The sequence below is a fragment of the Bacillus sp. LUNF1 genome, assembly GCF_011008975.1.
Lineage (GTDB): Bacteria > Bacillota > Bacilli > Bacillales > Bacillaceae > Bacillus > Bacillus velezensis.
In genome coordinates this window covers 1,927,297-1,945,284 of sequence record NZ_CP048876.1, presented here as the reverse complement: position 1 = coordinate 1,945,284, position 17,988 = coordinate 1,927,297, and the positions used below count along the sequence as shown (strand labels likewise).

16 protein-coding genes and 1 pseudogene are annotated in these 17,988 nt (G+C 48.5%); 14 read left to right on the top strand and 3 right to left on the bottom strand.

From position 1 onward, the window contains the following. Positions 1 to 34 precede the first annotated feature (34 nt). The 8 genes from G4O42_RS09325 (at position 35) to G4O42_RS09290 (ending at position 9,375) form a co-directional block, all read left to right on the top strand. The gene (locus G4O42_RS09325; protein WP_032875138.1) at positions 35 to 1,573 is read left to right on the top strand and encodes a glycoside hydrolase family 10-like protein; all 1,539 of its coding nucleotides are present in this window, start codon (positions 35 to 37) and stop codon (positions 1,571 to 1,573) included. A 139-nt stretch (positions 1,574 to 1,712) separates the two neighbouring features. After that, positions 1,713 to 2,855 (top strand): acyl-CoA dehydrogenase family protein, encoded by a 1,143-nt coding sequence (locus G4O42_RS09320; RefSeq protein ID WP_032875135.1) that lies wholly within the window; start codon positions 1,713 to 1,715, stop codon positions 2,853 to 2,855. A gap of 44 nt (positions 2,856 to 2,899) precedes the next feature. Further along, a complete protein-coding gene (locus tag G4O42_RS09315; protein WP_032875132.1) occupies positions 2,900 to 4,540 on the top strand; it encodes an AMP-binding protein in 1,641 nt (546 codons plus the stop codon). A 21-nt stretch (positions 4,541 to 4,561) separates the two neighbouring features. Further along, entirely contained in the window at positions 4,562 to 5,911 is a 1,350-nt protein-coding gene (locus G4O42_RS09310; protein ID WP_032875129.1) for an acetyl-CoA carboxylase biotin carboxylase subunit, read from the top strand. After that, positions 5,908 to 6,120: an acetyl-CoA carboxylase biotin carboxyl carrier protein subunit gene (locus G4O42_RS09305; protein WP_007410121.1), complete on the top strand. Its 213-nt coding sequence runs from the start codon at positions 5,908 to 5,910 to the stop codon at positions 6,118 to 6,120. Before G4O42_RS09310 ends, G4O42_RS09305 begins: the two co-directional genes overlap by 4 nt. Before the next feature lie 15 nt (positions 6,121 to 6,135). After that, positions 6,136 to 7,035 carry a hydroxymethylglutaryl-CoA lyase gene (locus tag G4O42_RS09300; RefSeq protein WP_032875126.1) on the top strand — a complete coding sequence of 300 codons (900 nt, stop codon included), beginning with the start codon at positions 6,136 to 6,138 and terminating at the stop codon, positions 7,033 to 7,035. Positions 7,036 to 7,048: 13 nt separating this feature from the next. Beyond that, the gene (locus G4O42_RS09295; protein ID WP_032875123.1) at positions 7,049 to 7,828 is read left to right on the top strand and encodes an enoyl-CoA hydratase; all 780 of its coding nucleotides are present in this window, start codon (positions 7,049 to 7,051) and stop codon (positions 7,826 to 7,828) included. A gap of 17 nt (positions 7,829 to 7,845) precedes the next feature. Beyond that, positions 7,846 to 9,375 (top strand): acyl-CoA carboxylase subunit beta, encoded by a 1,530-nt coding sequence (locus tag G4O42_RS09290; RefSeq protein WP_012117691.1) that lies wholly within the window; start codon positions 7,846 to 7,848, stop codon positions 9,373 to 9,375. 52 nt (positions 9,376 to 9,427) lie between these two features. On the opposite strand, the gene uptA is transcribed toward G4O42_RS09290, so the two are convergent. The 3 genes and pseudogenes from uptA to G4O42_RS09275 all read right to left on the bottom strand — a co-directional run bounded on the left by uptA (position 9,428) and on the right by G4O42_RS09275 (position 11,401). Next, positions 9,428 to 10,018: an undecaprenyl phosphate transporter UptA gene (gene uptA, locus G4O42_RS09285; RefSeq protein WP_007410125.1), complete on the bottom strand. Its 591-nt coding sequence runs from the start codon at positions 10,016 to 10,018 to the stop codon at positions 9,428 to 9,430. Positions 10,019 to 10,092: 74 nt separating this feature from the next. Next, a pseudogene (gene galU / locus G4O42_RS09280) lies at positions 10,093 to 10,987 on the bottom strand (UTP--glucose-1-phosphate uridylyltransferase GalU). 6 nt (positions 10,988 to 10,993) lie between these two features. Further along, positions 10,994 to 11,401, bottom strand: a complete 408-nt coding sequence (locus G4O42_RS09275; protein WP_014418060.1) for a GtrA family protein — start codon at positions 11,399 to 11,401, stop codon at positions 10,994 to 10,996. 275 nt (positions 11,402 to 11,676) lie between these two features. Between G4O42_RS09275 and G4O42_RS09270 the strand changes: the two genes are divergently transcribed. Genes G4O42_RS09270 through G4O42_RS09245 form a run of 6 tightly spaced genes read left to right on the top strand, consistent with a single transcriptional unit; the run spans position 11,677 to position 17,858 of the window. Beyond that, positions 11,677 to 12,444, top strand: a complete 768-nt coding sequence (locus G4O42_RS09270) for a 6-carboxyhexanoate--CoA ligase (RefSeq protein WP_032875120.1) — start codon at positions 11,677 to 11,679, stop codon at positions 12,442 to 12,444. Beyond that, complete coding sequence (gene bioA / locus G4O42_RS09265) at positions 12,444 to 13,790, top strand: adenosylmethionine--8-amino-7-oxononanoate transaminase (RefSeq protein ID WP_032875117.1); 1,347 nt, start codon at positions 12,444 to 12,446, stop codon at positions 13,788 to 13,790. Before G4O42_RS09270 ends, bioA begins: the two co-directional genes overlap by 1 nt. Next, positions 13,780 to 14,940, top strand: coding sequence for an 8-amino-7-oxononanoate synthase (gene bioF, locus G4O42_RS09260; protein WP_032875115.1), 1,161 nt, complete (start codon positions 13,780 to 13,782; stop codon positions 14,938 to 14,940). The genes bioA and bioF overlap by 11 nt, the downstream gene beginning before the upstream one ends. Then, entirely contained in the window at positions 14,937 to 15,638 is a 702-nt protein-coding gene (gene bioD / locus G4O42_RS09255; RefSeq protein ID WP_032875112.1) for a dethiobiotin synthase, read from the top strand. The genes bioF and bioD overlap by 4 nt, the downstream gene beginning before the upstream one ends. Before the next feature lie 2 nt (positions 15,639 to 15,640). Next, positions 15,641 to 16,660, top strand: a complete 1,020-nt coding sequence (gene bioB, locus G4O42_RS09250; protein ID WP_003153914.1) for a biotin synthase BioB — start codon at positions 15,641 to 15,643, stop codon at positions 16,658 to 16,660. Position 16,661: 1 nt separating this feature from the next. Beyond that, positions 16,662 to 17,858, top strand: a complete 1,197-nt coding sequence (locus G4O42_RS09245; RefSeq protein ID WP_032875109.1) for a cytochrome P450 — start codon at positions 16,662 to 16,664, stop codon at positions 17,856 to 17,858. Positions 17,859 to 17,988 lie beyond the last annotated feature (130 nt).

Here is a 17,988-nt window from a genome sequence, read left to right as displayed (position 1 = left end):
TTCGGAATACCGTAAAGCAGAGAGGGGGAAAAACATGAAAAGCTGCCGTTTTAGCATGATATGGTTTTTGACCGTTGTACTGACAGCCGGTATCTTTACATTCTCAGCATCCGCACAAGCAAGCGGCACTCAGCCGGAGAGAGAAATGAGAGCCGTATGGATCGCGTCTGTAACCAATATCGACTGGCCCTCTAAAAAAGGGCTGTCGCCGGAAGAGCAAAAAAGTGAATACAGCAAGCTGCTGGATGACGTTCAGGAGATGGGAATGAACGCCGTTATCGTCCAAATTAAGCCTGCGGCTGATGCTTTTTATCCATCAGATTACGGGCCTTGGTCAGAGTATCTGACAGGAACACAAGGCAAAAATCCCGGCTACGATCCGCTTGCTTTTTTAGTTGAAGAGACACATAAACGGAATCTTGAATTTCACGCTTGGTTCAATCCTTACCGGATCACGATGAATCACACAAATTTGAATGCGCTTTCAGATGATCATCCCGCGCGTTCCCATCCGGACTGGGTCGCTGCATACGGAAAACAGCTGTACTATAATCCGGGCATTCCGGAAGTAAGACAATTTATAACGGATGGAATCAAAGAAGTGGTCAGCCGTTATGACATTGATGCGGTTCATATGGATGATTATTTTTATCCTTATAAAATTGCCGGACAGGAATTCCCCGATCAGGCGGAATACGAACGGTACGGAAAGGCTCACTTTGCATCAATTGATGACTGGCGCAGGGATAACGTCAACCGGCTTGTAAAAGAAATCAACCAAACCATCAAACGAGAAAAACCTTATGTCAAATTCGGAATCAGCCCGTTCGGCGTATGGAGAAATGCCGCAGATGACCCGACAGGCTCCGAAACGGCCGCAGGGGTGCGGAACTACGATGATTTATACGCTGATACGAGAGAATGGATCCAAAAAGGATACATTGATTACATCGCGCCGCAAATTTACTGGAGCATCGGATTTAAAGCGGCGGCATATGACGTCTTAGCGGATTGGTGGGGAAAAGAAGTGAACAATCGGCCGGTGCATTTATATATCGGGCAAGCAGCTTATAAAATCAACAACAATGCTGATCCGGCCTGGGCCGACCCGGGGGAATACGGAAGACAGATTACTCTAAACAGGGGATCAGCTTGGATTAAAGGAAGCATGCATTTCAGTTTAAAGGATTTAAACCGTAATCCGCTCGATGTGAAAAACCGTTTGATCAAAGACATGTACAGCCGGCCCGCATTAATTCCCGAGATGCCTTGGCTCGGACATTCCGCTTTAAAAAAACCGTCTGTCAAACGGGCGGAGAAGAATGCTTCAGGCCATACACTCTATATTGAAGATGCGAAATCCAACGGTAAAAAAACGGCTTATTACGCCATTTACCGCGCAGAAAAGGGAAAGCAGCCTTATTTAGTGGATACAGTCAGAAAAACATCGTCACGGACGCAGACATTTTCAGATACTGATACTCGGGCGAAAGGAGCCTGCACCTATATCGTTACTTCCGTTGACAGGCTTCACCATGAGAGCCGTCCCTCCGCAAAACAGATGGTTAAATAGCATTATTAATAAAACTGACAGTTGCGGCGCTGTCAGTTTTTTTGCAGCGGATGAGTCCGAATGTTCAGACTTCATTTGGATGGAATGAATAAAGACCCCCATTAATAAAATGTAGAAAGCAGCAGAAGGAGGAAGGTTAATGAATTTTCAACTGACAAAAGAACAGCAGATGGTGCGCGAAATGGTCAGAGATTTCGCCAAAAATGAAATTGCCCCGAAAGCCCATGAGGTTGATCAATCAGCCGTCTTCCCGATAGACACATTTAAAAAAATAGGCGAACTCGGGCTGCTCGGAATTCCGTTTCCGGAAGAATACGGCGGGGCGGGCGGTGATACCATTTCATATGCAGCAGCGGTCGAAGAAATCGGAAAAGCCTGCGGCAGCACTGGGCTGAGCTACGCGGCAGCCGTGTCACTCGGCGCAAGCCCATTATACTATTTCGGTACTGAACAGCAAAAGCAAGAACATCTTATTCCGCTTGCTTCGGGAAAAGCGCTCGGATCATTCGGGCTGACAGAGCCGAATGCAGGTTCCGATGCCGGCGGTACCCAGACAAAAGCCGAGAAAAAGGGCGATGACTATGTGATAAACGGAGAGAAATGCTGGATCACAAACGCAAATTACGCCCGCACTGTCATTGTCACCGCCGTTACAGGAAAGAACTCCGACGGAAAACCGATCATTTCAGCTCTCATCGTCCCGACAGACACACCGGGATTTACGATCACAAATCCGTACGACAAGATGGGTGTGAGAGGGTCGGATACGGCCGAGCTTGTGCTGGAGGATGTCAGGGTGCCTGCCGATAACCTGCTCGGTGATCCTGAAAAAGGTTTTAAACAATTTTTATATACATTAGACGGCGGGCGGATCTCGATTGCGGCACTGGCTGTCGGTATCGCTCAAGGCGCACTGGAGGCGTCGCTGTCATATGCGAAGGAACGCAAGCAGTTCGGCAGTCCGATATCGTCATTTCAAGCCATTCAATTTAAGCTGGCCGATATGGCGATGGAAATTGACCTTGCCAGACAGATGGTGCTTAAAGCGGCATGGCTGAAGGATCAAAACCTGCCATTTACGAAAGAAGCGGCATTCGCCAAGCTTTATGCTTCAGAAATGGCCGTCAGAGCATGCCTTCAGGCCATCCAAATTCATGGCGGTTCCGGTTATATGAAGGAATGCGGTGTCGAACGTATGCTTCGTGACGCAAAGCTGATGGAGATTGGCGAAGGAACGTCAGAAATTCAAAGAATGGTCATCGCAAGACAGCTTTTGAAGTAAAATGAAAACGTTTACTAAGACAGGGATGGAAAGGGGCAGGTCATATGGCTGAACTTATCCATTTAACAGCCGGAAAGCTGCTTGAGCGGACCGCGGAGCTTTTTCCGGATCGTGAAGCGGTTGTTTACCCTGAGCGCGGCCTTCGTTATACGTATGCCGAGTTTGACCGGTTATGCCGGCAAACCGCAAAAGGGCTGATGAAGCTGGGAGTTGAAAAAGGAGATCATGTGGCCATATGGGCATCCAACATTCCGGAATGGCTCGCGGCGCAATTTGCAACGGCGAAAATCGGCGCCGTTCTGGTCACCATTAATACCAATTTTCAAATCGCAGAGCTTGATTATCTGCTGGCACATTCAGATGTCTCGGCCCTGATAATCATGGATTCCTACCGGCAGACATCTTATGTTGAAATCGTGAATAAGCTGATTCCGGAGCTGAAAACGTGTGAGCGCGGCAGGCTGCGTTCGAAACGTTATCCCTTTTTACGGACGGTGTTATATATCGGTGATAAAAGCCCGCCCGGGATGCACCGTTGGGATTCTTTGCTGAAGGATGCTGAATCTGTAACGGATGCAGAGCTTGACGGAAGGATGGACAGCCTGAAAAAGGATGATTGCATTCATATGCAATATACATCAGGTACGACCGGATTTCCGAAAGGCGTCATGCTCTCACATTTTAATATCGTAAATAACGCGGCAAATATCGCAGAATGCATGAAGCTTACTCCAAGTGACCGTTTATGTATTCCCGTGCCGTTTTTCCACTGCTTCGGGTGTGTGCTCGGCGTGCTGGCATGTGTTTCCGCGGGTGCGGCGATGATTCCGATCGAACAGTTTTCTCCGCCGGCCGTTCTGAAAACGGTGGAGCAAGAAGCCTGCACGGCTCTGCACGGTGTACCGACGATGTTTATCGCCCTCCTTCATGACAGCCGTTTTTCTGAATATGATCTTTCCCACGTCCGAACCGGTATTATGGCAGGCTCGCCATGCCCGGCGGAAGTCATGAGAGAAGTGATCGGCAAAATGGGGATGACTGACATTACAATTGCCTACGGACAGACCGAAGCATCACCTGTCATTACGCAGACAAGAACGGATGATTCATTTGAAAGAAGAGTGGAAACAGCGGGGCGCGCGCTTCCCCATATCGAAGTCAGAATCGTTCGGCCCGGAACATCCCAAGAAGCCGCGCGGGGCGAACAAGGAGAGCTCTGCACCCGCGGATATCATGTCATGAAAGGCTATTATAAAAATCAAGAAGCGACCGAAGAAGCGATAGACAAAGACGGCTGGCTGCATACCGGTGATTTGGCGGTCATGGACGAGGACGGGTACTGCAAAATCACGGGCCGTCTGAAAGATATGCTGATCAGGGGCGGCGAAAATATCTATCCGCGCGAGATTGAGGAAATGTTATATCGGCATCCCGCGGTAGCAGACGTTCAGGTCGTCGGCGTGCCTGATCCGAAATACGGAGAAGAGGCCGCGGCATGGGTCAGGCTCAAAGACGGACAAACCGCTTCCGCAGAAGACATCAGAACCTTTTGCAAAGAACATATCGCCCGCTATAAAGTCCCCAGGTACGTTTTGTTTACAGATGAATATCCAATGACAGCCTCAGGAAAAATTCAGAAATTCAAGCTGCGGGAAAAAACGATTGAAGAGCTCAAGTTAACTTAATGAAAAAGGAGTGCTTCACATTTGTTTAAAAAAGTCCTAATTGCCAACAGAGGAGAAATCGCCTTAAGAATTATCCGCACCTGCAAACGTCTCGGCATCCCCTCGGCAGCTGTCTATTCAGAAGCCGACCGGGACGCGCTGCACGTAAAAGCGGCTGATGAGGCCTATCCGATCGGAAAATCGAGAGTAAATGAAAGCTATTTACATATCGACAGAATCATAGAAGCCGCCAAATCCGCCGGAGCGGACGCCATTCATCCGGGCTACGGGCTTCTGTCAGAAAACAGCCTGTTCGCCGAACGCTGCCGGAAGGAACAAATCACATTTATCGGTCCGCCCGGTGATATCATCGCAAAGATGGGCAGCAAGATAGAAGCCCGAAAAACGATGCAAAAAGCAAAGGTCCCGATCGTTCCCGGTGTTTCAGAGCCATTGCCCGATGTTCACTCCGCCTTAGCAGAAGCCCGTGCCATCGGCTTTCCGGTCATGCTGAAAGCGTCTGCAGGAGGAGGCGGAATCGGCATGCAGATCGTACATTCAGAAGAAGAGCTGGCCAAAGCGTTTGAAGGCAATCAAAAGCGGGCCGCGTCCTTTTTTGGAGACGGCGCAATGTACATGGAAAAGGTCATTGAAAATGCCCGTCATATTGAAATTCAGATACTCGCAGATTCTTTCGGCAACACCGTTCATCTGTTTGAACGTGACTGTTCAGTCCAAAGGCGCCACCAAAAAGTGATAGAAGAAGCGCCGTCGCCGTTTGTTGACGATGAATTAAGACAAAGACTCGGTGAAACCGCCGTTAAAGCCGCTAAATCGATCGGCTACCAAAATGCAGGCACAATAGAATTTCTCGTCGACCAAAAGAAACAAATCTATTTTTTAGAGATGAACACAAGACTGCAGGTGGAGCATCCGGTGACAGAAGAAATTACAGGACTGGATCTTGTGGAAGAACAGCTGAAAATTGCCGCTGGGCAGGCGCTGACTTTCTCGCAGAAAGATATCAACCACCGCGGTCACGCGATTGAAGTGCGGATCTATGCGGAAGATCCGGTCACCTTTTACCCGTCACCCGGTACCATCTCGTCTTTTTCCGTTTTAAGACACCCGTCAGTGCGACACGAATGCGCCGTCGAAAAGGGAAGCGTCATTTCTCCGTTTTACGATCCGATGATTGCCAAAATGATCGTCACGGCGAATACGAGAAAACAAGCCATTGAACAACTGAAAACCGCCCTTGGCGAATATCATGTAGAAGGGATTAAAACCAACATTCCGCTGCTGACAAAAATTGCCCTTTCAGAAGTATTTGAAAAGGGCGAGGCAACAACCGGTTTTTTACAAAGAATGAACGAGGGGGCGTCAAAATGAGCGTCATAAAAATTCAGATGGCGGGAAATCTGTGGAAAATTCATGTGAAGCCGGGCGATGTCATTGAAGAAGGACAGGAAGTGGCCATCTTGGAATCTATGAAAATGGAAATTCCGATTATCGCTGATGCAGCGGGTACGGTGAAAGAAGTGAAAAAATCAGAAGGTGATTTCACTGATGAAGGAGAGGTCCTGATTGAACTTCAATAAAAAAGGAGGTGCAGCATGAACTGTCCGAAACATGTCCGCATCAATGAAGTAGGACCGCGTGACGGCTTGCAGAATGAATCAGCGTGGGTGGATACAGAAGATAAGATTGAGTGGATCAATATGCTGTCAAAAACAGGCCTTCCCTATATCGAAGTGACATCATTCGTGCATCCGAGATGGATTCCGGCTCTTCGTGACAGCCTGGACGTCGCAAAAGGCATTGCCAGATCTGAACATACGGTCTACGCGGCTCTCGTTCCGAACCTCATCGGACTGGAGCATGCGGCAGAAGGCGGAATCGATCAGGCATGTGTATTTTTATCTGCAAGCGAAACCCATAACCAAAAAAACGTAAACAAACCGATTGACCAGACCGTTCAAGAGCTCAGGCGGGTTATTACTGAAGCAAAAGCTGAAAAAATGGCGACGAGAGCTTATCTGTCTACTGTGTTCGGCTGTCCGTACGAACAGAACGTGCCGGTCGAACAAGTCATCCGCCTGTCAGACATCCTGCTCGAAATGGGTGTTGATGAAATATCGCTCGGCGACACGATCGGCGCGGCAAACCCCTTGCAGGTCATAGCCGTGCTTGAAGCCCTTTTGCCGAGAATTCCCGCCTCAAAAATCGCACTCCATTTCCATGATACAAGAGGAACGGCTCTAGCGAATATCATTCCCGCTCTTGATATGGGCATCACATCCTTTGATACTTCCTCAGGCGGGCTTGGCGGCTGCCCGTACGCCCCTGGATCAGCAGGCAACGCTGCCACAGAAGACGTCATTTATATGCTCGAACAAATGGGGATTGATACCGGGACGGACATGAATAAACTTCTTTATGCCGCCGGCTGGATCGCGGATAAAATAGGCAAAGACCTGCCAAGCAGAAACCTGCAGGCATTCAGAACGAAATGAGAAAGGAGAAGCCATGGAAGATTGCGTCTTGTATTCCGTCTGTCAAGAAACGATCGGTCTGATCACGCTGAACCGCCCGCATGCGGCCAACTCGCTGTCTTCAGAAATGATTGATCATTTACAGCGTGTGATTGAAGACATCAAAAACTCGCCATCCATTCGTTGTGTCATTCTCACCGGCAACGGGAACACATTTTGCGCCGGTGCTGATTTAAAAGAAAGAGCGGGGATGAATCATGAACAAGTCAGACAAAGCGTCAGGCGTATCGGTGACACGGCCGCATCCATTGAAGCTCTCCCGCAGCCGGTCATTGCAGCGCTGAACGGAACCGCTGTCGGAGGAGGCCTTGAACTCGCTCTCGCCTGCGATATCAGAATCGCCGTCAGCCGGGCGGGCCTCGGCCTTCCTGAAACAGGGCTTGCGATCATTCCCGGAGCGGGCGGAACGCAGAGACTGCCCCGGCTTATTGGCCCTGGCGCGGCAAAAGAATTGATCTATACCGGCCGAAGACTTTCTGCAGAAGAGGGAAAAGACATGAAGCTGATCGAGCATGTTTGTGAAGCCGATGAACTTATGGAAAAAGCAAAAGCACTGGCCGGCCGCATCGCCGCTAATGGGCCGATCGCCGTCAGACAAGCAAAATCCGCGATAAACAAGGGTCTGGAGACAGATCTCAATACAGGGCTCGAAATCGAACGAAAAGCATATGAACAAGTCATCCCCACACTTGACAGGGAAGAGGGCCTGCGCGCTTTTAAAGAAAAAAGACCCCCTGAATACAAAGGAAAATAAAACATGGAGGGACTCGGATGGATTACGAAAAAGAACGGCAGACACGCAGCAAAACGATTGAAAAGGGAGGAGCCGCGAAATATCACGCAAGCAACGAAAAGAAGGGAAAACTTTTTGTAAGAGACAGGCTGAAGCTTTTATTCGATGACGGCATATCCGTTGAAGACGCTTTTTTCGCCGAGTGCATGTCAGACGGACTGCCGGCTGACGGGGTCGTTACCGGGATCGGAACCATCGGCGGCAGAACCGTTTGTGTGATGGCAAACGACTCAACCGTAAAGGCGGGCTCGTGGGGCGCGAAAACGGTGGAAAAAATCATCCGCATTCAGGAGACGGCGGAAAAGCTTCAGTGTCCGCTCTTGTACTTAGTCGATTCCGCAGGTGCGAGAATTACGGATCAGGTCGACATGTTCCCGGGCAGAAGGGGAGCCGGCCGCATCTTTTATAATCAAGTAAAGCTGTCGGGCCGCATTCCGCAAATCTGTTTATTGTTCGGCCCTTCCGCTGCGGGCGGCGCTTACATTCCGGCCTTTTGCGACATTGTCATTATGGTCGAAGGCAATGCATCCATGTACTTAGGCTCCCCGCGTATGGCGGAAATGGTGATTGGCGAGAAAGTATCGCTTGAAGAAATGGGCGGCGCCCGTATGCATTGTTCCGTATCAGGCTGCGGTGATCTCCTCGCCCCGACGGAACAAGAAGCAATCATGATGGCGCAGACATATCTCAGCTATTTTCCGTCAAATTATACTGAAAAAGCGCCCGTCAACAAATCTAAGAACCCGAAAGCTTTTGAAAAACCGCTCTCAGATGTCATCCCGGCACATCAAAACGCACCGTTCAACATGATGGATTTAATTGAACGTGTCATTGATGAAGACTCATTTTTTGAGATTAAACCGTTATTTGCACAGGAATTAATAACGGGGCTTGCGCGGATTCACGGACAGCCGGTCGGCATTATCGCCAATCAGCCGCGTGTCAAAGGGGGGGTTTTATTTCTCGATTCGGCGGATAAAGCCGCAAAATTTATCGCTTTGTGCGACGCATTCCATATTCCGCTTCTGTTTTTAGCAGACATTCCCGGATTCATGATCGGAACGAAGGTTGAGCAGGCGGGCATCATCAGACATGGCGCAAAAATGATCTCCGCAATGGCGGAAGCGACTGTTCCGAAGCTTTCTGTTATCGTCAGAAAAGCCTACGGTGCCGGATTATACGCGATGGCGGGGCCTGCTTTTGAACCGGACTGCTGTTTAGCGCTTCCGACTGCGCAAATTGCCGTAATGGGTCCTGAAGCAGCGGTGAATGCGGTCTACGCAAACAAAATCAGCGAGCTAGCCCCTGAAGAAAGGCCGGCTTTTATTCAAGAAAAGCGTGATGAATATAAGGAAGACATTAACCTTTACCGGCTTGCCTCTGAAATGGTGATTGACGGCATTGTTCCTGCTGATTCCTTGCGGGAAGAACTCAATAAACGCCTCACTGCTTACATGTCCAAACAACTGACATTCACACACCGGAAACACCCCGTATACCCGGTATAAATAAAAAAGACTGCATAGATCCGGCTCACAGCCGTTCTTATGCAGTCTTTTTTCACAGTCTTGATCTCATTTTCTTCACAACGAAATAAACAACAATAAATACGAGAGCCAATATAATGATCGGAGTTGTATACATTCCGGCATAGCTGTCTACGTCTTTCCACTGTCCCCCGAGCTGATACCCGAGATAAACGAAAATGACAGACCACGGAATAATGGCGAGTGTCGTCAATATGACAAACTTGGAAAGAGGCATTTTCGCAAGGCCGGCGGGGATGGAGATCGCATGTCTGACGACCGGGATAAACCGCGCCGAGAACACAACACCGGCGCCGTAACGGCGAAACCAGTTTTCCGCAACATCAACATGATGCTTTTTCAGAAGTAAGTACTTGCCGTACTTGTCCAAAAACGGCCGTCCCCCATAACGGGCGATCCAGTAAATAAAGCACTGCGCGATCGTTCCCCCGATCACACCGGCGACAATGGCGCCGATAAAGCTGATCGTGCCTTCTGACACCATATAGCCTCCGTAAGCCAGAACGATTTCACTCGGAATGATTTCGATCATTAATCCGAGCGCAATCCCTAAATAGCCCATACTTGTCAGCCAGGATAATATTTCACTAATAAAATTGCCCACACTGTTCACAACCTCTTTATCTTTTTACCCAATTATATGACTGATTGACAAGCAAAATGGTTACAAATTATTTTTTAACGCACGATTTCTTCAGATTCTCTTTTTAACACCTCTTCTAAATAAGCTAAAAGTTTCGGTCTCATTTCTTCCCGCAGAAGCCCGATCTCCGTGCCGGCCTTAAAACAGCCGAACTTATCTCCTATATCAAACCGGCTTCCTTCAAGCTCCCGCGCGTAAATGCTTCGGGTGCGGCACACTTCGCGCAGCGCGTCTGTCAATTGGATTTCGTTGCCCGCGCCTCTTCCGATCGTCTTCAGCGTTTTAAAAATAGCAGGGGGTTAATATGTAGCGGCCCATCACGGCAATATGAGAGGGCGCCTTTTCAACAGCCGGTTTCTCAATCAGATCCTCAATCTGGTACACAAGACCGCTCTGCCGCCCCGTCTGTATAATACCATATTTGCTGACATCAGCAGGATCGACGGGCTGTACGCCGACCGTTTCTGTACCGTGTTGGTTATAGATGTCTATGAGCTGTGAAAGAGCGGGAGTGTCAGATACCATAATATCATCACCTAAGAGAACGGCAAAAGGCTCATCTCCGATAAAATGCTCCGCACACAGCACCGCATGTCCTAATCCGAGCGGTTCTTTCTGACGAATGTAATGAATATTGGCCAAATCGGCAATCCGCTGCATTTCCTTCAGCGTCTCCGTCTTGCCTTTTTCCTCAAGATTGAATTCCAATTCCGCCGACCGGTCAAAATGATCTTCAATCGAGCGTTTGTTTCTCCCTGTAATAATCAATATATCTTCAATTCCTGACGCTGCGGCCTCTTCGACAATATATTGGATGGCCGGTTTGTCGACAATCGGCAGCATTTCTTTAGGCTGCGCCTTTGTCGCCGGCAGAAATCTCGTTCCTAAACCTGCTGCGGGAATGACCGCTTTTCTCACTCTTTTTTTCATTCATCTTCACTCCTGATCCTGTATGTTTTTCAGCGAATCTCCAAATACCCAGATTCGGTTTCCGATAAAATTCATCATCATTCCGCCGATAGTGGCAGCGAACTTACTCACCAATAGCGAACAGCCGCCTTTTTGAAACGCGTAAAGCAGCAAAAAGGTGATTCCCGACGCGGCAAGATTAATCATGAGAAATCGCATGATCTCTTTCCCGTCAGCCTTGCGTTTTACACGAAACGTCCACTTCCGGTTCCATACATAGCTGTTGATGATCCCTGCCGAATAGGAGCAGATCTGCGCCGGAAGATAGGGGACATGACAAGCGGCGAGAAGAAAGAAGACACCAAAATCGATCAGCGTATTGCCGACGCCTACAGTGCAAAAACGGCCTGCTGTCTTTACTTTTTCTTTCAGCATAACGGCATCCGGTTTTGACCTCCCTTCATAAAAGAATCAGATGGCTGTCATATTCGTTAATATGGACTACTTTAGCGGACAGTGTTGAATAAACAATTACTAAAATATGAACAAAACATGAAAACGTAATGAGGCTTTGCAAAACTCATTAAGTTAACAGTTTGATAGTTTAGGTTGACATATTCCGTAGAGGGCACTAATATTCTGTATAAGTGTTAACCTTTTATTAATTTGGTTAACATTAATTTTCAAAGTAAGAGAAAGGAGGGGAATATATGCAGGAAGAGACCTATTACAGCGTCAGAATGAGAGCTTCCCAAAACGCCCCCCATGAGCAGGGCGGAAAACACATTTCCGGCGGAGAACGGCTCATCACTTACGGCGGTTTACAGGAAGCGGTAGATGGCTTATTACATAAAGGCTTCTCGCACTCAAGAGGGATACCTGATTTTATGCAGATTCAGCTTGAAAGCATTAATGAACCGATCGAAACGATCCGCCCTCTGCCGGTTGCTTTCCATCAAACAGACACGCCGGAAAAAGGACAAGCAATCGCCCGCAAGCTTCTGCAAAAGGCGGGGATTCCCCCGCACATGATAGAGAAAGCGTATGAAAACATTGCGGAATATGCAGAAGCAAGAGGAGCGGTCCTGTTCGATATACGGGCAGGAAAACGCATTGACGGCAGAGGAAATAGAGGTGTGCGGGTATCCCGAGTGGATTGGCCGTCACATGATTTTCAAAAATGGGCTTTTACGCACAACATGCCGGAAAATTCACGAATAAAAGAAGCACATGCCATCGCGGCAAAAGTTTGCGCATATCCGGGGATTATTGCTGAATTGTGCTGGTCGGATGACCCTGATTACATAACAGGCTACGTTGCCGCAAAGAAGCTGGGATATCAGCGGATTGCCAAGATGAAAAATGCCGGAGATGAATGCGGCTGCCGGATTTTCTTTACAGATGGCTCCATAGATACGGAGAGCTGTATCCATTTTTTAGAGAAGCAGCCTGTATTCATTCAGCGGGAGGAGAAATGATGAAACAATCAATGATTGAAAAAAGCAAAAAGCATCTTTGGCTGCCTTTCACACAAATGAAAGATTACGATGAAGATCCGTTAATCATTGAAAGCGGAAACGGGATCATGCTGAAAGACATCAGCGGCAAAGAATATTATGACGGCTTTTCTTCAGTATGGCTCAATGTACACGGCCACCGAAAAAAAGAAATGGATGAAGCGATTCAAAAACAGCTTGAAAAAATCGCTCATTCGACCTTGCTGGGTATGACGAACGTTCCCGCAACAGAACTTGCCGAGATGCTGACAGGCATCACACCGGAAAAGCTGACACGCGTTTTTTACTCCGACAGCGGAGCGGAAGCAATGGAAATCGCTCTGAAAATGGCCTTTCAATACTGGAAAAACATAGGGAGACCCGAGAAACAGACGTTTATTTCTATGCAGAACGGCTATCACGGCGATACGATCGGAGCTGTCAGCGTCGGCTCCATTGAACTCTTCCACCATGTGTACGGCCCGCTGATGTTTGAAAGCTACAAAGCTCCGATTCCGTATGTATACAGATCTGAAAGCGGCGACCCCGTACAGTGCCGGGATAAATGCCTTCACGCGCTCGAACAGCTGCTTGCAAAGCACCACGAAGAGATTGCCGCACTTACGATTGAATCGATGGTGCAAGGCGCATCCGGGATGATCGTCATGCCTGAAGGCTTTCTGGCAGGCGTACGAAAGCTGTGTACGGCATATGATGTGTTAATGATCGTTGACGAAGTGGCGACGGGGTTTGGCCGCACCGGAAAAATGTTTGCCTGTGAGCATGAAAATGTCCAGCCGGACTTGATGGCGGCAGGGAAAGGCATTACGGGAGGCTATTTGCCGATCGCTGTGACGTTTGCCACAGAAGCCATTTATGAAGCCTTCTACGATGACTACGACAAAATGAAAACATTTTTCCACGGCCATTCCTATACAGGAAATCAGCTTGGCTGTGCCGCAGCAATTGAAAATCTGCGTTTATTCGAATCAGAGCGCATCGTTGAACAAGTCGCCGAAAAATCAAAAACGGCAGCGGAATTTCTTCATAATCTGAAGCAGCTTCCTCATGTCGGCGATGTCCGCCAGCTCGGTTTCATGTGCGGCATAGAGCTTGTGCAGGATAAGGGGACAAGACAGCCTTATCTGCCTGAAAAGCGGATGGGATACAAGGTGTCCTTGAAAATGAGAGAGCTTGGTATGCTGACACGGCCGCTCGGAGACGTCATCGCCTTTCTGCCGCCGCTTGCCAGCACAACCGATCAGTTACAAGCCATGATCTCCATTATGAAAGAAGCGATAGCCGAGGTGACCGGCCGTGGATTTTGACGGATGGCTCCTCGGAAGGCTCGATGCGGTGAAAAGAGACGGGCTGTATCGGACGCTGCGAACACAGGAAACCGCTCTCAAAACCAAAGGGCAAAAGCGGCAGACCTGGGCGTCCAATGACTATTTAGGCCTGTCAAAAGATGAGCGGCTTATCACAGCCACGCAAACGGCGCTGAGCCGGTTCGGAGCGGGAAGCGGCGGCTCAAGGTTAACAACAGGAAATACTGTGTGGCACGAAAAACTTGAACAAACAATCGCGGACTTTAAACAGACGGAAGCGGCTTTATTGTTTTCAAGCGGTTACTTGGCGAATATCGGCGTGCTTGCCTCACTGCCTCAAAAAGGCGATGTCATTTTAAGCGATCAACTGAACCATGCGAGCATTGTTGACGGCTGCCGTTTATCAAAAGCGGAAACCATCGTGTACCGCCATATTGATATGGCTGATCTTGAGAAAAAACTTGCTTCCGTCCAGGCTCGGAACCGCCGCTTCATCGTCACAGACGGCGTCTTCAGCATGGACGGCACCATCGCGCCTCTTGACCGCATAATGGCGCTTGCAAAGCAGTACCAGGCATTTGTGATAGCAGATGACGCGCATGCAACCGGTGTACTCGGGGAAAACGGCGGGGGAACCAGTGACTATTTCGGTGTTTGTCCGGATGTTGTCATCGGCACATTAAGCAAAGCTGTAGGAACGGAAGGCGGTTTTGCCGCGGGATCAAACATTTTCATTGATTTTTTGCTGAATCAGGCGCGGACGTTTATTTTTCAGACGGCCCTCCCGCCGTCAATTTGTGCGGCTTCACATACGGCATTTGACATCATATCAGATATGCACGATACGCGCCGTGAGCTGCAATCGTCTGTCAAAACGATAAAAACGCGTCTGGCCGATATGGGCTTTACCGTAAGAGGCGGAGATACACCGATTATCCCCGTTATCATCGGTGATGCAAAAACAGCGGTTTCAGCCGCTGCGCTGCTGGAGAAAAAGGGAATCTGCGCCCCGGCCATCCGCCCGCCCGCCGTTCCGGAAGGCGAAAGCAGAATCAGGCTGACCGTTACGGCGGATCGCAGCTTACAGGACATAGACGAGCTGACAGAAGCATTTGATTCCATTAGAAAAGAGCTGAATTTAAACAAATGAGAAGTTTTTTTGTTACAGGAACAGATACCGGCGTCGGAAAAACCATCGTTTCTTGCGGACTTGCCGCGGCATTCCGGCAGAAACAGGCGGATATCGGAGTGTTTAAGCCGTTTTTAAGCGGCGTGCCGCGGACTCATCCGGAAAGTGACACCTCGCTCTTGAAAGACATGTCACAAACCGCACTGTCTCATGAAGAAATTACGCCATTTGAATGGAAAGAGCCGCTTGCGCCATACACGGCCGCCATGCTTGAGGGGAAATCCGTGAGCATGGCGGATGTCATGGCCCACTGGAGTAAGATCAAAAATCGTCATGAGTGTTTCATCGTTGAGGGGGCAGGCGGCATTTCCGTCCCGCTTGGTGAAAATTACTTAGTCAGTGATCTGATAAAAGCCATGGAATTGCCGGCAGTGATTGTCACCAGGCCTGATCTCGGAACCATCAACCACACATATTTAACCATTGAATATGCGAAAAACATGGGGATAGAGGTTCTCGGCATTATTATCAACGGCGTAAAGAGCCGGCCGGGGCTGGACGAAAAGACGAACCCGAGCATGATTGAAACATTATGCAAAGTTCCGATTTTGGGAATCACACCGAAGCTGGATCACGTTTCACCGGAAAACATTCAACACATGATTGAGAAACATATAGATGTTACCTCTTTCATGAATCTGACACAAATGGGGAGATAAACATGAATCAATGGATGGATCTTGCAGAGAGAGTGCTGGACGGGGCGGAAGTAACGAATCAAGAAGCGCTGGCCATTTTAAATTGTCCTGATGAGGATCTTTTATTGCTGATGCATGCCGCTTTTCATATCAGAAAACGATTTTACGGAAAAAAAGTAAAGCTGAATATGATTATGAATGCAAAATCAGGCCTGTGTCCGGAAAATTGCGGGTACTGTTCACAATCTTCAATATCAAAAGCGCCGATCGAGTCTTATCGGATGGTGGATAAGCATATATTGCTAAAGGGGGCAAAACGCGCCCACGACCTGAATATAGGGACATACTGCATCGTCGCCAGCGGGCGGGGACCGTCAAACAGAGAAGTAGATCAAGTTGTTGATGCTGTCAAAGAAATTAAAGAAACGTACGGTTTAAAAATCTGCGCATGCCTCGGTCTGCTGAAGCCGGAACAGGCAGAGCGGCTGAAACAGGCAGGAGTAGACCGGTACAATCATAACATCAATACATCACAAAGGAATCACTCAAACATTACGACCTCCCACACGTATGACGACAGGGTCAATACAGTGGAAACGGCGAAACAATCGGGGATGTCACCTTGTTCTGGTGTCATCGTCGGCATGAAAGAGACGAAACAGGACGTCATTGATATGGCGAACAGCTTAAAAGCGCTTGACGCCGACAGCATCCCGGTTAATTTTCTGCATGCGATTGACGGAACTCCGTTAGAAGGGGTAAGCGAATTACATCCGGTGTATTGCCTGAAAGTGCTCGCCTTGTTCCGTTTTATCAATCCGTCAAAAGAAATCCGTATCTCAGGAGGCCGGGAAGTCAACCTTCGTTCGCTGCAGCCGCTGGGACTTTATGCCGCAAATTCGATTTTCGTCGGAGATTACTTAACGACAGCAGGGCAGCATGAAACAGAGGATCATCAAATGCTTCATGATTTAGGTTTTGAAGTCGAATCCGTTGAAGAAATGAAAGCCGGCCTGCAATCCGCCTGCAATACGGAGGTATGAGATGACGGCAGGCCTATCGATTGCACATCCGTCTCTCCATGCGGATTCGGATTTTTGGAATGACCCTTACCCATTTTATGACAAACTGCGATCCATTGATCCTGTTTATAAAGGAACCGTATTAAAATATCCGGGCTGGTATGTCACCGGGTACAAAGAAGCGGCAGCGATTCTGAAAGACACCCGGTTTAAAAACCGCATTCCTCTTCCGGAAGCTTCAACGAAATATCAAAATCTATCGCATATCCAGCACGATATGCTGTTATTTAAAAATCAATCAGACCATAAACGGATGCGGATGCTTATCGGTAAAGAATTTACCGCAAAGACGGCGGAATCACTTCGCCCCTGTATAAACGAAACGGTTCATGACTTGTTGGATCAAGTCCAAATCAAAAAAAACGCTGACCTTGTTTCAGAGTTTGCCTTTCCATTGGCAAGCCTTATCATTGCGGAGATACTCGGAGTGCCGAAAGAGGAGAGATATCAATTCAGACAATGGACGGCAGACGTCATTCAGGCCATTGATCTTACCCGATCAAGAAAGACGTTAGTCAGAGCAAGCGACACCGCAGGCAGGCTCACGTCATATTTCAGAGATTTGATTCACAAGCGGAAAGCTCACCCTCAGCAAGACTTGATCAGCAGGTTTATTATGGAGGAACAGCTTTCAAAAGAGGAAGTGCTCGCGACATGTATCTTACTTGTCATAGCCGGACACGAGACGACGGTAAACCTCATAAGCAACGGTGTGTTTACTTTATTGAAACACCCTGAACAGCTTAGCGCACTGAGAGAAAACCCCTCGCTTATTGAAACTGCAGTTGAGGAATGTTTGCGCTACGACAGCCCCGCGCAGCTGACGGCACGCACCGCCTCAGAAGACTGCGAAATAAATGGGAAGACCATAAAAAAAGGAGAGCAGGTATATATCCTTTTAGGTGCAGCCAATCGCGATCCAAGCATATTCGATCAGCCTCACAAAATGGATATCCAAAGAAAACCGAATCCGCATCTTGCATTCGGAAAGAACGCCCATTTTTGCATAGGCTCCTCATTAGCGCGCATCGAAGCACAAATTGCAATTCTCACACTGTTTGAGCGGATGCCTAAACTTCGGCTGGCCGCACACCGCCTTGAATACCGCAAGCTCATTGGTTTTAGGTCGCTCAAAGAGCTTCCGGTTGTTATTGGCTGAATGGACCATGCAGGAGGGCCGGATTTTATCGGTTCCTCTTGCAGGAAATAAATGAAAGAAAAAAGAATACATATTTATAAAGCAAAAATCCTCTCTGATCCATCTCACTATCCCTAAAAAAACTCACTGC

What these genes read in the sequence shown, in the direction of transcription:
- G4O42_RS09270 (WP_032875120.1), top strand. Translation starts at nt 11,677, where the DNA reads ATGCAGGAAGAGACCTATTACAGCGTCAGAATGAGAGCTTCCCAAAAC.
- G4O42_RS09275 (WP_014418060.1), bottom strand. Translation starts at nt 11,401, where the DNA reads ATGCTGAAAGAAAAAGTAAAGACAGCAGGCCGTTTTTGCACTGTAGGC.
- bioA (WP_032875117.1), top strand. Translation starts at nt 12,444, where the DNA reads ATGAAACAATCAATGATTGAAAAAAGCAAAAAGCATCTTTGGCTGCCT.
- G4O42_RS09245 (WP_032875109.1), top strand. Translation starts at nt 16,662, where the DNA reads ATGACGGCAGGCCTATCGATTGCACATCCGTCTCTCCATGCGGATTCG.
- bioD (WP_032875112.1), top strand. Translation starts at nt 14,937, where the DNA reads ATGAGAAGTTTTTTTGTTACAGGAACAGATACCGGCGTCGGAAAAACC.
- G4O42_RS09295 (WP_032875123.1), top strand. Translation starts at nt 7,049, where the DNA reads ATGGAAGATTGCGTCTTGTATTCCGTCTGTCAAGAAACGATCGGTCTG.
- G4O42_RS09315 (WP_032875132.1), top strand. Translation starts at nt 2,900, where the DNA reads ATGGCTGAACTTATCCATTTAACAGCCGGAAAGCTGCTTGAGCGGACC.
- G4O42_RS09325 (WP_032875138.1), top strand. Translation starts at nt 35, where the DNA reads ATGAAAAGCTGCCGTTTTAGCATGATATGGTTTTTGACCGTTGTACTG.
- bioB (WP_003153914.1), top strand. Translation starts at nt 15,641, where the DNA reads ATGAATCAATGGATGGATCTTGCAGAGAGAGTGCTGGACGGGGCGGAA.
- G4O42_RS09305 (WP_007410121.1), top strand. Translation starts at nt 5,908, where the DNA reads ATGAGCGTCATAAAAATTCAGATGGCGGGAAATCTGTGGAAAATTCAT.
- G4O42_RS09300 (WP_032875126.1), top strand. Translation starts at nt 6,136, where the DNA reads ATGAACTGTCCGAAACATGTCCGCATCAATGAAGTAGGACCGCGTGAC.
- G4O42_RS09320 (WP_032875135.1), top strand. Translation starts at nt 1,713, where the DNA reads ATGAATTTTCAACTGACAAAAGAACAGCAGATGGTGCGCGAAATGGTC.
- G4O42_RS09290 (WP_012117691.1), top strand. Translation starts at nt 7,846, where the DNA reads ATGGATTACGAAAAAGAACGGCAGACACGCAGCAAAACGATTGAAAAG.